The sequence below is a fragment of the Leeuwenhoekiella sp. LLG6367-2.1 genome, assembly GCF_045055775.1.
Lineage (GTDB): Bacteria > Bacteroidota > Bacteroidia > Flavobacteriales > Flavobacteriaceae > Leeuwenhoekiella > Leeuwenhoekiella aequorea.
Genome location: NZ_CP159331.1, coordinates 900,001 through 914,775, shown reverse-complemented (window position 1 = coordinate 914,775; position 14,775 = coordinate 900,001). Strand labels below are relative to the sequence as shown.

Annotated in this window: 7 protein-coding genes, 2 tRNA genes and 1 rRNA gene; 7 read left to right on the top strand and 3 right to left on the bottom strand. The window is 35.3% G+C overall.

Translation table 11 applies throughout. From position 1 onward, the window contains the following. The first annotated feature begins 27 nt into the window (after positions 1–27). Entirely contained in the window at positions 28–738 is a 711-nt protein-coding gene (gene lipB / locus ABVM53_RS04225; RefSeq protein WP_405329806.1) for a lipoyl(octanoyl) transferase LipB, read from the top strand. Here the strand turns inward: lipB and ABVM53_RS04220 are convergent. The 3 genes from ABVM53_RS04220 to ABVM53_RS04210 form a co-directional block, all read right to left on the bottom strand. After that, positions 735–1,430 carry a hypothetical protein gene (locus ABVM53_RS04220; protein WP_405329803.1) on the bottom strand — a complete coding sequence of 232 codons (696 nt, stop codon included), beginning with the start codon at positions 1,428–1,430 and terminating at the stop codon, positions 735–737. The genes lipB and ABVM53_RS04220 overlap by 4 nt on opposite strands. A 182-nt stretch (positions 1,431–1,612) precedes the next feature. Further along, positions 1,613–4,093 (bottom strand): hypothetical protein, encoded by a 2,481-nt coding sequence (locus ABVM53_RS04215; protein WP_405329800.1) that lies wholly within the window; start codon positions 4,091–4,093, stop codon positions 1,613–1,615. A 75-nt stretch (positions 4,094–4,168) separates the two neighbouring features. Next, on the bottom strand, positions 4,169–4,762 hold the full coding sequence (locus ABVM53_RS04210; RefSeq protein WP_405329798.1) for a ribonuclease HII: 594 nt from the start codon (positions 4,760–4,762) through the stop codon (positions 4,169–4,171). Positions 4,763–5,021: 259 nt separating this feature from the next. Here ABVM53_RS04210 and ABVM53_RS04205 point away from each other — a divergent pair, with 259 nt between their 5' ends. The 6 genes from ABVM53_RS04205 (at position 5,022) to ABVM53_RS04180 (ending at position 14,625) form a co-directional block, all read left to right on the top strand. After that, positions 5,022–8,243 (top strand): SusC/RagA family TonB-linked outer membrane protein, encoded by a 3,222-nt coding sequence (locus ABVM53_RS04205; protein ID WP_405329795.1) that lies wholly within the window; start codon positions 5,022–5,024, stop codon positions 8,241–8,243. 12 nt (positions 8,244–8,255) lie between these two features. Continuing rightward, positions 8,256–9,794, top strand: a complete 1,539-nt coding sequence (locus ABVM53_RS04200; protein WP_405329792.1) for a RagB/SusD family nutrient uptake outer membrane protein — start codon at positions 8,256–8,258, stop codon at positions 9,792–9,794. Positions 9,795–9,911: 117 nt separating this feature from the next. Then, entirely contained in the window at positions 9,912–11,858 is a 1,947-nt protein-coding gene (locus tag ABVM53_RS04195; RefSeq protein ID WP_405329789.1) for a putative porin, read from the top strand. Between the two features lie 798 nt (positions 11,859–12,656). Further along, positions 12,657–14,178, top strand: a 16S ribosomal RNA gene (locus ABVM53_RS04190). A 154-nt stretch (positions 14,179–14,332) separates the two neighbouring features. Beyond that, positions 14,333–14,406, top strand: a tRNA-Ile gene (locus ABVM53_RS04185). Between the two features lie 142 nt (positions 14,407–14,548). Continuing rightward, positions 14,549–14,625: transfer RNA gene (locus ABVM53_RS04180), tRNA-Ala, on the top strand. The last annotated feature ends 150 nt before the right edge of the window (positions 14,626–14,775 follow it).

Below are 14,775 nucleotides of genomic sequence, written 5' to 3'. Positions count from 1 at the left end.
CCTTGTTTGTAATTGTATCTTTGCACTATGAATAAAGAAATAATACTGGAAGACTTAGGTAGTCGGGATTATAAAGAGGTTTGGGATTATCAAGAGAAGCTATTTAAAAAGATTTTAGATCTTAAAATAAGGAATAGACGGGAAGAGCTTGAGTTAAGAACACCTAACTATTTGTTATTTGTGGAGCATCCTCATGTGTATACATTGGGTAAGAGTGGCGATATGAGTAATTTGTTGATTTCAGAAGATCAATTAAAGGCTAAGGAGGCTACATTCTACAAAATTAATAGAGGAGGAGATATCACCTACCATGGTCCTGGTCAGATTGTGGGTTATCCTATTTTGGACTTAGAAAATTTTTTTACTGATATTCATAAGTACCTGCGCCTGTTAGAGGAAACAATTATATTAACATTGCAGGATTATAATATTAAATCTGAAAGATCTCCGGGAGAAACAGGGGTCTGGCTTGATGTGGGAACCCCCTTTGCGCGCAAAATATGTGCAATGGGAGTACGAGCAAGTAGATGGGTTACAATGCATGGATTTGCATTTAATGTAAATTCAAATCTGGGATATTTTGATAATATTGTGCCTTGTGGAATTAAAGAGAAAGCCGTAACCTCATTAAATGTAGAGCTAGGTCAGGCAAAAGTTGATGAAAATGAAGTTAAACAAAAAATTCTAACGCATTTTTCAAATCTTTTTATGGCTGAAATTATTAAATCTGATGTTTAAAGATCTAACTGGGTAAGAATGTTTACACCAGATACGTGTCCTTTTAAATTATAATCTATTTGTTTTACAAAGCCTATACCCTCAGAATAGTACTGTTTTACATAACCTGCATTTAAATTTTCTGGCTTTAAACTTGTTTTGGACTCTATTATAATGCAATCAAATGTACCTGCTGGAGTTGTAATGGTCTCTTTGCCGGTAACGCATCTATCTGTTAAAGTGTAATGTAATTTTTGAGTAATGGGAGTTGCAATAACTTTAATAGTAAATTGAAGATCGCTAAGAGTATCGCCAACTTTAATATTTAGGGGCATTTTGAATAGTACCTGTGAGATATCTAGCTCTAGGTTGCTATATTCATCATATAAAAATGCTGGTATAATATTGCGATGATGAAAAACAAGGGAGTTTTGTTTACAAGCTATTTTATATTCCGCATTTCCAATAGGCTCTTCTGGGTTTTTTGAATCTGTATTGAAGGATGATAGAATCACCTTTTTTTCATCTTCAGTTTCTATAATATTTTCTACATCATAATGCGTAATAGCAACCAGATTATCTGTAGCTCCATAAGCACGCATTTCAAATTGCGTATTAGTATCCAACAGGTGTAAATCTGAACACAATTCTTGTGAATTGCAATAACTACTGAAAAAGAAGATGCAACTAAAAAGATGGAAAATTGTCTTCATATATCGTAGTTTATATATTAACTATTCAATTAGACAATTCAGTATAAATTGATATGAAGTCTAACTAAATGGCTGCATTATATAGCGAGTTAGGCATTAGTAAAAATTTGATAATTAAAATTATAAAAATTAGTGTGGGCTTTTGCAGGGGTAAATACCCTTTAACAAATAATTATCTTACTTTAATTAATTTGATAGATAATAATACTATTAGATTCCCCTTTAGTCACTAGTCCTAGTTTTTGAGAATTTAAATTTCCTAAATCACTTTTTGAAGTACCATAAACAGGAAAGTTAGGAACTGTATTCCCGTTTTGATCAAATAGATAAACTTTGTTTGTTTGTAAATCTGTAAGAACAGTATAGTATTTCTTATTATACATAAAGGATTTCAAGCCTTTATAAATTCCTAATTCGAGTTCTTTTTCTTTGCCATTTATGATGAGCCTGGTGTCATTTAAAGTAGCATCAAACGAATTAATGTTTGTATGTAGAAATCCAGAGGTTAGTTTCTTCTTATTTCTTGATATTTTTCCAGATTCAGAAATGGTAACTAAAGATCCGTCTGCTTCATAAAAGGAGAAATTACCTTGATGTAAAGAGATAGCTAGGCCCGAAAATTTAAACTTTTCAGAAATATCAATTCGGGAATGACCTCTTCTATCGAGTATATCTAAATGTCCATTTTCAAGTTGCATGATAATGTAATCCTTTGACCCAGATCGAAGGTGCTGGGGTTTTGAATTTAGATTTGCAGAAGCTTTTGTGTAATCAAAACCTTTTACGATTGAAGCATTACTATCATACATTTTCAATTCGTTGTCTTGTGTAATTACGAAGCGATAATTACGATTGCCATCATAATCAAATATTGCCAATGGCTGAGAAATTGTAGTTTCTAATTGAAATCCAAATGGTTTTACAATATCACCATCGCTTGCTAATATATAAAAGTGATTAGGTGTGACAAATGCATATTGTAATCTTCCATTTTTATAAAGATCCACCTGTTGAATGTCTCCTAAAATAGGGCCTTCTAATTCTTTTTTCCATTCTATTTTTCCGCTAGCATCAATATGATACAAAGTATTAGAAACATCTTGAACTAAAATATTTTTACCTTTTGTTCTATAATTTTCTAATAACTGCGGACTATCTAAAAGATCCTGATCGAGTTTAATACTAGCTACTTGAGTAACTTGAGAAACTTCAGTTGTATTAGAGAACTTATTAATTACGCCATTTACATATGTAAAATTATCTGCTTGAATAAATTGAATAGCACTGTTGGGATAATCATCAAGATTAACATCTGTTAATATGTTAGATTCCGTTTTGCCTAATTTTGTAGATAGATATTTTCTCTGTGCATCATTATTAGCATATAAGAATAGTGTAGATTGATCACTTAACTTATTTACTAGTTGCTTGTAAGCGGGAGTTCTACTAATCACAGCGCCATTTTGTTTGTTTGCAATAACATCCTCAAGCTCACTAATTGTTTTAGCAAATACAAAATAGGAATCTACTTTGCAATAGACATATACTGCCGGGGGATTTAATAGTTCTAAGAACGGACTCCCAAAAACCAAAGAATCTGAAATTGAATAGATAGGAACTTCTCTGTGCACTGAGTTTTTTGTGGAAACAGGTGCCAATGCATCTTCCGAATTTTTAGTATCTGAACTATGAGCAATAATAATTGCATCGGTGTCTGTATAAGAAATAGCGACTTCGTCTAAAGTCGTGAAAAATTCCTCTATTGGAAATGTAAATTCCTTCAAAGAACTATTTCTTTTAGTAGCCAGATTAGCCTTGTATTGGTTCCAATCAGAAAGATGCAAGCTTGTAAATGCTCTACTTGAAATAGGTATTACATTCCCAGCTCTAAATTCGCCTGATTCTAGATTTTTTAAAAGGTTTAGTGTATGATCTTGTTGATCATCTGCGGTTATAACACCACTAAACTGGTTTTCTTTAGTATTTAAGTTTAAATCAATAGCTGCCCACTCAAATGGAATTTCTCTTGTTCTAAACTTATATAAAGGAAATAAATCTTTAAATATCCGTTTAAAATAGGTGCCTTTGATGTAGAGGTTAGGTTGCTGCGCATCACTAGTTTTAATCATTTTTTGCAGAGACGCATCGATAGGGTCCCTGCCGGTATTGCCTTGTAAGATGGTATTCTCTAAAATTAACTTAGAGGTACTAGCGATTAGGATATTATTTGTTGTTATGAAAAAAACCTCGATACCTTCATCCTTAAATGAACTGATGACTGTTCCTTCATAATCGGTCTTAATCAAATTTTCACGGAATAAAGAGTCTTGAGGAATTAGGTTTTCAGAGACTTCAGTAAATAAAGCTATGTCATAATCATTTTCTCCTAGAGCAACAAAGGAGATGTAACTTTCCTGTTTAGGATTGAAACGTGAAAGTATTTTAGCGTAGTTGCTAAGAGTATGGCTAAAACCAGTAGGCTTTATCCTATTAGAAAATTCATTTGCTTTTAAGCTATTTTTTAAGCTCTCCCATTTAGGAACGCGCAAAATAGCAGCAGATTTTTGAGGTATTAAATGTAGAAGATCAGTGTCTGCTTCGGGTTGTTGAGCGCAATTAACCATTAAAAGATGTAGGGCAACGACCAAAATGATTTTCTTCATAAACTATAGTACTTTAATAATGACGTAAAGATATGAAGTCTAGAGAAGCAATTCTTATAACAAAACCTCAGAATTCTATTTTATCTCGCTAGGTAAAAGTTTAAACGTTTTACGGTGATATATGGTAGGGCCATGTTTACTTATAGCTGCTCGATGGGCTTTTGTAGGATACCCTTTATTTTCTAGCCAATTATAATTAGGATGAACCTCATGAAGTCCTTGCATATAGCGATCTCTTTCTGTTTTTGCTAATATAGATGCAGCAGCGATAGACATATACTTACTGTCTCCTTTAATATAGCATTTATGGGTATAACCTGTATATTCTTTAAATCTATTACCATCCACTATTATGTGTTGTGGAGTTTTTTTTAATTGAGAAATTGCTATGTGCATTGCCTCAAAGCTTGCATTAAGAATATTGATTTCATCAATTCTCTCCGGAAAAACGTGTGCTATACTATAAGAAACAGCTTGCTCTTCAATTATTAATCTCAGTAGTTCACGCTTGGTATGTGAAAGCAGCTTAGAATCTGTTAATAATTCATTTTTGAAATTTGATGGTAGAATTACGGCTGCGGCTGTTACCGGTCCTGCTAAACATCCCCTACCAGCTTCGTCAGTTCCACATTCTAAAAATTTTGTTTGAGAGAAAAGTTTTAAAGGCATTTGTAAAAGGAAATATTAGAAGCTATTATATTAAATATTAGGCTGATAACGAGGAGATTGAGTTTTATTGTATTGTAATTTATTTTTAAAGTATTAGTATTAAAAATACAGTTTGATCAATAAAACTGTAATAATAATTCAAATAAGGCTCCAAAATTATGTATTGTTTATGTTAATTTAAGGATTGTTTAACGGTTTTTGTTGCAATTCTAACAAAGTTTTAGGATGTTTGTGAAGGCAAATTCAAATAAATAAATTTATGAAATCAAAAATTACATGGTGCTTTGCGCTTTGTTTACTGTTTATCACACAGTTAACGTTCGCTCAGCAAAAAACAGTTACAGGGACGATCACTGATCCAGACGGAGTGGCATTACCAGGAGTAAATGTTCTCGTTGAGGGGACTAATACAGGAACACAAACCGATTTTGATGGGAATTATTCAATCACCGCTAATCAAGGTGATAAATTAGTTTTTTCTTATATAGGTTTTCAAAAACAGACAATATCCATAGGAGCGTCTAGTACTATTAATATTTCTCTTCAAGCTGGCGAGGCTTTAGATGAAGTTGTAGTTGTAGGGTATGGTACATCTACAAGAGAGGCTTTCGCAGGTACTGCAACAACAATTAAGGCTGAAAACATAGAGTTAAAAAACTATGCCAACGTTACACAATCATTAGCAGGTGAAGCCGCAGGTGTTTCTGTTATTAATACATCAGGTCAGCCAGGTACAACTTCTACAGTTCGTATTCGTGGTTTTGGCTCGGTAAATGGTAACAGGGATCCTTTATATGTAGTTGATGGTGTTCCTTTTTCTGGTAGCTTAAATGCTATAAACCCATCAGATATCAAGTCTACAACTATCCTTAAAGATGCTTCTGCAACTGCTATTTACGGCTCAAGAGGAGCAAACGGGGTTGTTTTAATTACTACAAAACAGGGTAATAGCTCAGAGAATTTTATTGAAGTAGACGTAAAGACTGGTATAAATACTCAAATATTACCTAGATATGATGTTATTAGATCACCTGAAGAATCTATAGGTCTAGTGTGGGAGGCAAAAGTTAACCGTGAACGTTTAAATGGAAATGCAGACCCAATTGGTACGGTGAATAATACTTTATTTACAACCATTTTAGCTCCTGGATATAATATGTGGAATGTTGCAAATGGAGCAGAATTAATTGATCCTGCTACCGGTCAAGTAAGACAAGGGGTAACACGAAAATATAATCCTGAAAGCTTTGAAGATCTTTCATTTGATTCGGCTTACAGAACAGAAGCTAACTTGAGAATGGGTGGTGGTGATGAAAAGTCGAAATATTTTATTTCTGCTGGTTTCTTAGACGATAATGGGTATGCGATTAAAACAAATTACAAGCGTTATACCACTAGGATGAATATAAATTCTGACATTAAAGAATGGTTAAATATTGGTGCAAATTTAGGTTACACTTATTCTGAGCGTCTAGCTAATGGTCAGACCGACGGTGCTGAGAACTTATTTGAATTTGCGGATAAAATAAATCCTTTTTATCCTGTTTTTTTAAGAGATGATAACGGTGAGTTAGTTCCAGATCCAATTTATGGAGGCTTTCAATATGATTACGGTGGGAATTCTGGTTTTAGAAACAGGCCAAACGCTAATAATTTGAACCCAATTGCTTCTGCTAAATATGATTATAATGGTACTGAGCGTCATGAGGTAGTAGCAAGTTTTAATGCTGTTATTGATGTGGCCGAAGGTTTAACTTTTGAGACAACATTTGGGGCTCAATACGCTAATAACGTTTTTAGATCAATGGGTAATCAATTTTATGGAGTTTCAACTGCAAATGCAGGTGATCTTTATAGAGAAACAGATGAGACATTAACAATTAACTTCTTACAATTAGCACGATACAAGAAAGATTTTGGGAGCCATAGTTTTGAGCTCTTAGCAGCGCATGAAAGTAATGATTTTGAAACTTCTGAAAATACAGCGTTCAAATCTAAAGCTATAATTCCTGGCGGACTCGAACTAGACAATTATATTATAAATCTTCAACAACCGACCGGTGTTAAGTTTGCAAGAACTTTAGAATCTTATTTTGGTCAATTAAACTATGATTTTGATAATAAATATTATCTAACAGCCTCAGTAAGACGAGATGGCTCTTCAAGGTTCGCAAATGATAAATGGGGAACATTTGGATCTGTTGGTGCTGCTTGGGTACTTTCAAATGAGGCATTTTTAGCTGATAGTAATCTATTTGAATTCTTAAAACTTAAGGGCTCATATGGTGTTACGGGTGATGAAAGTGGTGTTGATTTTTACACAGGTATAAATACATTTGGTGTTACTAACGTAAACAACGATTTTGCGGTTGCTCCAGAATTGTTTGCAAATCCTGAGCTTACCTGGGAAACTGCAAATCAATATCAAGTAGGTGTTGAGTTTGGTTTAGGTTCTTACATTGACGCTACAGTTGATTATTTTGTAAAGGACACTGATAATCTTATTTTTTCAAGGAGAATTTCACCTTCTTCAGGAGTTGCTACAATAACGGTTAATGATGGCGTTTTAAGAAATAGTGGTATAGAATTCGACGTTACAGGCCATATTTTAAAAACTTCAAATGTTTTTGTGGATTTGTCTGTAAATGGAGCGATTTATAATAATGAAATAAGAACAATGCCGATTGATCCTGAAACGGGTGCGCCTTCAGTTCTTAATATTGTGGGTGCTTATGGTTATTCTGAAGGTTCTTCAATTTATGATTTTTACATTAGAGAGTATGCGGGTGTAGATCCTGAAGATGGTTATCCTATGTGGAATCAATATTTTGATGATGCAAATTCAAATGGAACTTTAGATGCGGGCGAAAATACTATACCATCTTTAACTCCCTACCTTGATGAGAATCCAAATGCTAATGTTGCGAGTCAAACGACTAAAACTTATGCAAATTCTACTCAAAAATATGTTGATAAATCCGGAATTCCAGATATTCAAGGAGCATTTAGATTAAGTACAGGTTTTTATAACTTTAGTTTATCAGCTCAGTTTACATATTCTGTTGGTGGTTGGGGTTACGACAGCCAATATGCCGAGTTAATGCACGATAATAATGGGGGAATAACAGCTCAAAATCGTCACACAGATGTGCGTAATAGATGGCGTCAACCAGGTGATATCACCGACGTTCCTTTAATTGCAGATCGAGTTATTCCTAATGTGAACTCGCAATCGACTAGATTTTTAACTAAAACAGATTTTATTGCACTAAACAATGTTGTTCTAGGATATAATTTTCCAAAAAACACTTTAGATAGATTAGGTCTAGCAGGTTTAAATTTATACGCCTCTGGTGATAATCTTTATTTTAAAGGTGCTAGAGATGGTTTTAACCCTACTACATCTGAAAGTGGTAACTCAGGTAGAGGATTATACGCGCCACTTACAACATTTACCTTTGGATTAAGAGCTAAATTTTAAAAAAAAAAGAATATGAAAATTTATTTTAAACAAATTTTAGGGCTCGTCTCTATTGCCGTTTTAACAGTCGGTTGTAGTGAAGAATTTCTCGTAGAAGAGCCAACAGGAAGTATAATTAATGCAGATCAATTAGCAGATGCGGTATTGTTGAACCCATCAGTGGGAGCAGGTACTGTAACTGGGATTTATTCAACAATGTTCACTACTGGAACTGGGGGTACGACCTCTCAGCAGGATTTTGGACAAAAAGGATATGATGTATATGCAGATATGCTATGTAGTGATATGGCTTTATCAACTAGCACCTACGGATGGTATCGTGCTAGAGTTACAGAATACCAAGCTCCATTAGATTTTACACAATTGGAAAATTATCAGGTTTGGCGTTACTACTATCGTATAATTAACCAGTCAAACTTAGTTATTGCTAGTTTAGGCGGTAATGATATAGTGCCAGAAAGTGATGATAATAAATTCACGCTAGGTCAAGCTTTAGCTATGAGAGCGCATTCTTATTTTTATCTAACTCAGTTTATGATAAACGATGTCGAAGCTTCTTGGAATTCTGAGACACTACCCATCTATACAGAGCCTGGTTTTGTAGGTAATCCTAAATCAACCACTCAAGCGGTTTATGAGCTTATGGAGAATGACTTAACAAAAGCAATTACATTATTAGAAGGTTATTCTCGCCCTTCTAAAACGCAGGTAGATATATCTATAGCACAAACTATTTTGGGTTACGTACTTGGGTCAACTAGAACTAGATGGGCTGATGCTGCAACAGTAACAAATGCAGCTCTATCTAATACTAGTGCATCTTTATTAATTGGTATTGATGATCCAAACACAACAAATGACGAAACTCAAGTTGTTAATGGTGTTAAAGGAGGTTTTAATGATGTGAATTCAAGATCTTGGATGTGGGGTGTAGATCTTAATGCAGATATAGGTTTGGGCTTAGTTTCTTGGTGGGGTCAAATAGATTTATACTCCTATAGTTATGCAGCAGTAGGGGATAACAAAGCTATGGATGCAGATTTGTATGAAAGTATGGCTTCAGATGATATTCGTAGAGGTCAATTCTTAAATTCACCAACATCTTCAAGATATTTACAGCCATATTTAAAATTTTATGACTCTGATAAAGTTGTTTTTGGTACATCTCAAATTGTTAAAGCAGATTATGTTTATATGAGATATGAAGAATTATTGCTTTTAAATATTGAAGCTTTGGCAAAATCGGGTCAAGAAGGTTTAGCTAAAACTAAATTAACAACATTCTTAGAGAATAGAGTTGGTGATGTTTCTTATGTTGCAGCACTTAGTGGTCAAGCGCTTTATGATGAGATTTATAAGCAAACAAGATTAGAACTTTGGGGTGAAGGTAAGAGCTATTTAGCAATGAAGCGCAATAAGGCTACAATTGTTAGAGCAAGTAATCACTTATCTTTCGTTGGTGTGTCTATTCCTTTTGATGATGAAAAGTTGACTTTTGAAATTCCACAACAAGAATTACAGGATAATAATAATATAACTAGTCAAAACTAGTATTTATATAGTTGATACTAAAATCTAAAAACCACCCTGCTCGGGTGGTTTTTTTATGTCATAATTTTCCCTATAGCTTTACATTTAAAAACTATATTTTTGACCTAAACATTTTTAATGCGTAATAGCTTACTTTTTATTATACTTCTTATCTCCTGTAGTTCAATTTTTGCTCAAGGTGATGAGCCAGCAACTTTAGGTTCAGAGAACGATCTTCAGAATGGTTCAGTAAGACCAAAAGCTAAAACTAAGCAAGAACGCCCGCCTATAGATTTATATAAAATGTTTACAGTAGATAATGATACAACTATCGTTGATACATCATTAACTATTCAGAAATTCTATAAATACAACTACCTCAGAAAAGATAATTTTGCCTTATTGCCTTTTTCAAATGAAGGTCAAACTTATAATACGCTTATTTATGATTTTTCATCTCAACTTATAAGGCCGCAATTTGGTGCTAGGGCAAGACATTTCAATTATTTAGAAGTTGATGATATGCTTTATTACGAAGTGCCTACGCCACTTTCAGAAATTTATTATAAAAGTGTGTTTGAGCAAGGTCAGAATTTAGATGCTTTTTTTACAATGAATACTTCTCGTAAGTTTAATTTTTCAATTGCTTACAAAGGCTTGCGAAGTCTTGGGAAGTATCAGCATATTTTAACAAGTACTGGTAATTTTAGGTTCACGACAAACTATCAATCAAAAAATGATAGATATATTTTAAAGGCTCATTATGTTGCTCAAGATTTGCTAAATGAAGAAAATGGCGGATTAACAGATCAGGCTTTATCAAATTTTATAGGGAATGATAGTCAGTTTGACGATAGATCTATTTTAAGTGTCAATTTTGAAGATGCTGAAAGTATTTTAGATGGTCAGCGTATTTATATTAATCAGAAATACGATTTGATAAAACAAATAGATAGTATTTCAAATAATAGAATTGAAATTGGCCATATACTTAATTATGATGATAAATACTATGAATATCGTCAAGATTCACCTTCTGCGCTGTTTGGCGACTCCTTTGTAACTTCAGACATACAAGATAAGGTAGATGGTACAGACCTAAATAATAAACTCTGGCTAAGATATTCAAACAATTTATTGGGTAGTCTTTCATTTCAGATTAATCATACTAATTATAAGTATGGTTATAAGTCGGTATTGATTCAAGAAGACAATCGAATACCTAATATATTATCTGGCAATCTTATTGCTGCGGGTGCAGGTTATTCAAAAAAATATAGGGGCTTTCAACTAGTAGGGGAGCTGCAAACAAATATTTCAGGTGATTTTGATGGTTATGATTTTAAAGCTGAGGCGAGTTACAATATAAATTCAGATGCTAAATTTTCTGGGGGAATTCATTTAAATTCTGCACCGGCAAATTTCAATCACTTACTTTATCAAAGTAGTTATGAAAACTACAATTGGTATAATGCAGAAGTTTATGATAATGTAAAAACCAGTTCTATAAATCTTGATTTAATATCTGAAAAGTGGCTAAACGTCTCAACAAGTTTTGTGAATATCAATGATTACGCATATTTCGCTTTAGATCCAACGTCATCATTGGTAAACTCTTTTCAGACAAATGATAATATTACCTATCTAAAGATTAAAGCCAATAAAGAATTTAGATTTGGAAAGTTCGGACTCAACAATACTATTGCTTATCAAAATGTAAGTTCAGGAGACTCTTATCTAAATGTGCCAGATTTAAAAACAAGAAATACGCTTTACTATACAGATAATTGGTTTCAAAATGCGCTGTTTATTCAGACTGGACTTAATTTTAATTATTTCACTGAATATAATATGAATAGTTATGATCCTGTGCTAGCAGAGTTTTATGTTCAAAATGATCAGAAAATTGGTGGTTTTCCCTTGATAGATTTATTCTTCAATATGAAAGTGCGTCAAACACGTATTTTCTTTATTGCTGAACATATAAATTCACTTGCATCGGAAAATAATTACTTCAGTGCCCCGGGCTACCCATACCGCGACTTCACCTTTCGATTTGGTTTAGTCTGGAATTTCTTCTTGTAGTAGAATGCTACTCGTTTATGAGTTGATGTATATATAGGAGTAAGATTAATATAACTTCTCCTATTGAAGATACCTGCAGAGATCCAGCTGCAGATTATAAAAAGTGAAATAGATGTCGTTGATCGAGTGGAATCAGAAAATTTGGAACTTCTGATGCTTTGTAAGCCCTGCAAGAATTCCCCTGGTACTATATGGGAGTGCCTTTTAAGAATCTTTTAAAATTATTTTAAGTTTTAACGTATTGGTTTATAGGCGTTCTATAAAAATATTAAAATTAGTTTAAGAAAGTGCTTGCGGGGTTAAATAATGGTTCTATATTTGCGCCTCCAAAATCGGGTATAAGAATCGGTTTTACGTTCGTTGAAGAGAGTTATAAAAATAAAGCAAATAAAAAGCTTGCTGAATTAAAAAAGGGTGTTATCTTTGCCCTCCGGTTTTCGGGTATGGAAATTGGGTTTAGTTCTTGAGTTATTTATTAGAAATTAGCTTAAAAAAAATATAATTTTTAGTTTGTTTGGTAAATAAAAAAGGTTGTATATTTGCAGCCGCTTTCAGAGCAAGCGACGCACATTGAAAAAGGGTGATTTGGCAATAAAAATTAAGGTTCGATTCCTTAGCATCTACCGAAGAAGTTCTCTTATATATTAAGAGAAAGTTCCTTGACATATTGAATTGACAACGCGTATTATTTAGAGATAGATAATATTTGAATTAAAGACTAGAATAACCATTTTGAGCACCTACTTTTAGGAGTAGGTAATTAAATTTCCTTATATCGTGGATATTATAAAAAACACTACGATGAAGAGTTTGATCCTGGCTCAGGATGAACGCTAGCGGCAGGCCTAACACATGCAAGTCGAACGGTAACAGTTCCTTCGGGAAGCTGACGAGTGGCGCACGGGTGCGTAACGCGTATGCAATCTGCCTTGTACTGGAGTATAGCCCAGGGAAACTTGGATTAATCCTCCATAGTCTATATGATTGGCATCATTTATATAGTAAAGGTTACGGTACAAGATGAGCATGCGTCCTATTAGCTAGTAGGTGTGGTAACGGCACACCTAGGCTTCGATAGGTAGGGGTCCTGAGAGGGAGATCCCCCACACTGGTACTGAGACACGGACCAGACTCCTACGGGAGGCAGCAGTGAGGAATATTGGACAATGGGCGAAAGCCTGATCCAGCCATGCCGCGTGCAGGAAGACGGCCCTATGGGTTGTAAACTGCTTTTATACGGGAAGAATAAGGCCTACGTGTAGGCTGATGACGGTACCGTAAGAATAAGCACCGGCTAACTCCGTGCCAGCAGCCGCGGTAATACGGAGGGTGCAAGCGTTATCCGGAATCATTGGGTTTAAAGGGTCCGTAGGTGGACTAATAAGTCAGTGGTGAAAGTCTGCAGCTCAACTGTAGAATTGCCATTGATACTGTTAGTCTTGAATTGTTATGAAGTAGCTAGAATATGTAGTGTAGCGGTGAAATGCATAGATATTACATAGAATACCAATTGCGAAGGCAGGCTACTAATAATTGATTGACACTGATGGACGAAAGCGTGGGGAGCGAACAGGATTAGATACCCTGGTAGTCCACGCCGTAAACGATGGTTACTAGCTGTCCGGCTCGATTGAGAGCTGGGTGGCCAAGCGAAAGTGATAAGTAACCCACCTGGGGAGTACGTTCGCAAGAATGAAACTCAAAGGAATTGACGGGGGCCCGCACAAGCGGTGGAGCATGTGGTTTAATTCGATGATACGCGAGGAACCTTACCAGGGCTTAAATGTAGTCTGACAGATTTGGAAACAGATTTTTCTTCGGACAGATTACAAGGTGCTGCATGGTTGTCGTCAGCTCGTGCCGTGAGGTGTCAGGTTAAGTCCTATAACGAGCGCAACCCCTGTTGTTAGTTGCCATCGAGTAATGTCGGGAACTCTAACAAGACTGCCAGTGCAAACTGTGAGGAAGGTGGGGATGACGTCAAATCATCACGGCCCTTACGTCCTGGGCCACACACGTGCTACAATGGTAGGTACAGAGAGCAGCCACGTCGCAAGGCGGAGCGAATCTATAAAACCTATCACAGTTCGGATCGGGGTCTGCAACTCGACCCCGTGAAGCTGGAATCGCTAGTAATCGCATATCAGCCATGATGCGGTGAATACGTTCCCGGGCCTTGTACACACCGCCCGTCAAGCCATGGAAGCTGGGGGTACCTGAAGTCCGTCACCGCAAGGAGCGGCCTAGGGTAAAACCGGTAACTGGGGCTAAGTCGTAACAAGGTAGCCGTACCGGAAGGTGCGGCTGGAACACCTCCTTTCTAGAGCTTCTCTACCCAATGGGTAGAAAAGACGCGACTATAAGGAAAGAAAAGTTCGAATACTTATTTTAGTTTTTAATGTTGTTGATTCAAGATATTTTTCGATTGATGGCTCACTTTAATTAGTGAGTCATTCGATTGATAAATAAAGGACAGTCTCATAGCTCAGCTGGTTAGAGCGCTACACTGATAATGTAGAGGTCGGCAGTTCGAGTCTGCCTGAGACTACTGTGTGCTAAGGCACATACTATGTTTTAGGTTAAAGCTTGAGACATTTAGTTCATAAAAAAGATATTGAAGGAAATTTTAGAGGTTGAGTAGCCGTTATAAGTACTGTTAACTAATAACTGTTAACTAGCTTTTAAATAATGGGGGATTAGCTCAGCTGGCTAGAGCGCCTGCCTTGCACGCAGGAGGTCATCGGTTCGACTCCGATATTCTCCACCAGGCAATGCCTGAAGATATGAGATATTATCTTCAGAGCTTGCGGTGAGTAGCATAGATGATTTAATTGTCTATCGCGACTCGCGATCGTTCATTGACATATTGGGAAATAATAAGAATACGAGAGAAACAAATTTTTAGTTAGCTAGTAAT

Bases quoted from the DNA above. Each gene is read 5' to 3' on its own strand.
- lipB (WP_405329806.1), top strand. From the start codon at position 28: ATGAATAAAGAAATAATACTGGAAGACTTAGGTAGTCGGGATTATAAA.
- ABVM53_RS04220 (WP_405329803.1), bottom strand. From the start codon at position 1,430: ATGAAGACAATTTTCCATCTTTTTAGTTGCATCTTCTTTTTCAGTAGT.
- ABVM53_RS04215 (WP_405329800.1), bottom strand. From the start codon at position 4,093: ATGAAGAAAATCATTTTGGTCGTTGCCCTACATCTTTTAATGGTTAAT.
- ABVM53_RS04210 (WP_405329798.1), bottom strand. From the start codon at position 4,762: ATGCCTTTAAAACTTTTCTCTCAAACAAAATTTTTAGAATGTGGAACT.
- ABVM53_RS04205 (WP_405329795.1), top strand. From the start codon at position 5,022: ATGAAATCAAAAATTACATGGTGCTTTGCGCTTTGTTTACTGTTTATC.
- ABVM53_RS04200 (WP_405329792.1), top strand. From the start codon at position 8,256: ATGAAAATTTATTTTAAACAAATTTTAGGGCTCGTCTCTATTGCCGTT.
- ABVM53_RS04195 (WP_405329789.1), top strand. From the start codon at position 9,912: ATGCGTAATAGCTTACTTTTTATTATACTTCTTATCTCCTGTAGTTCA.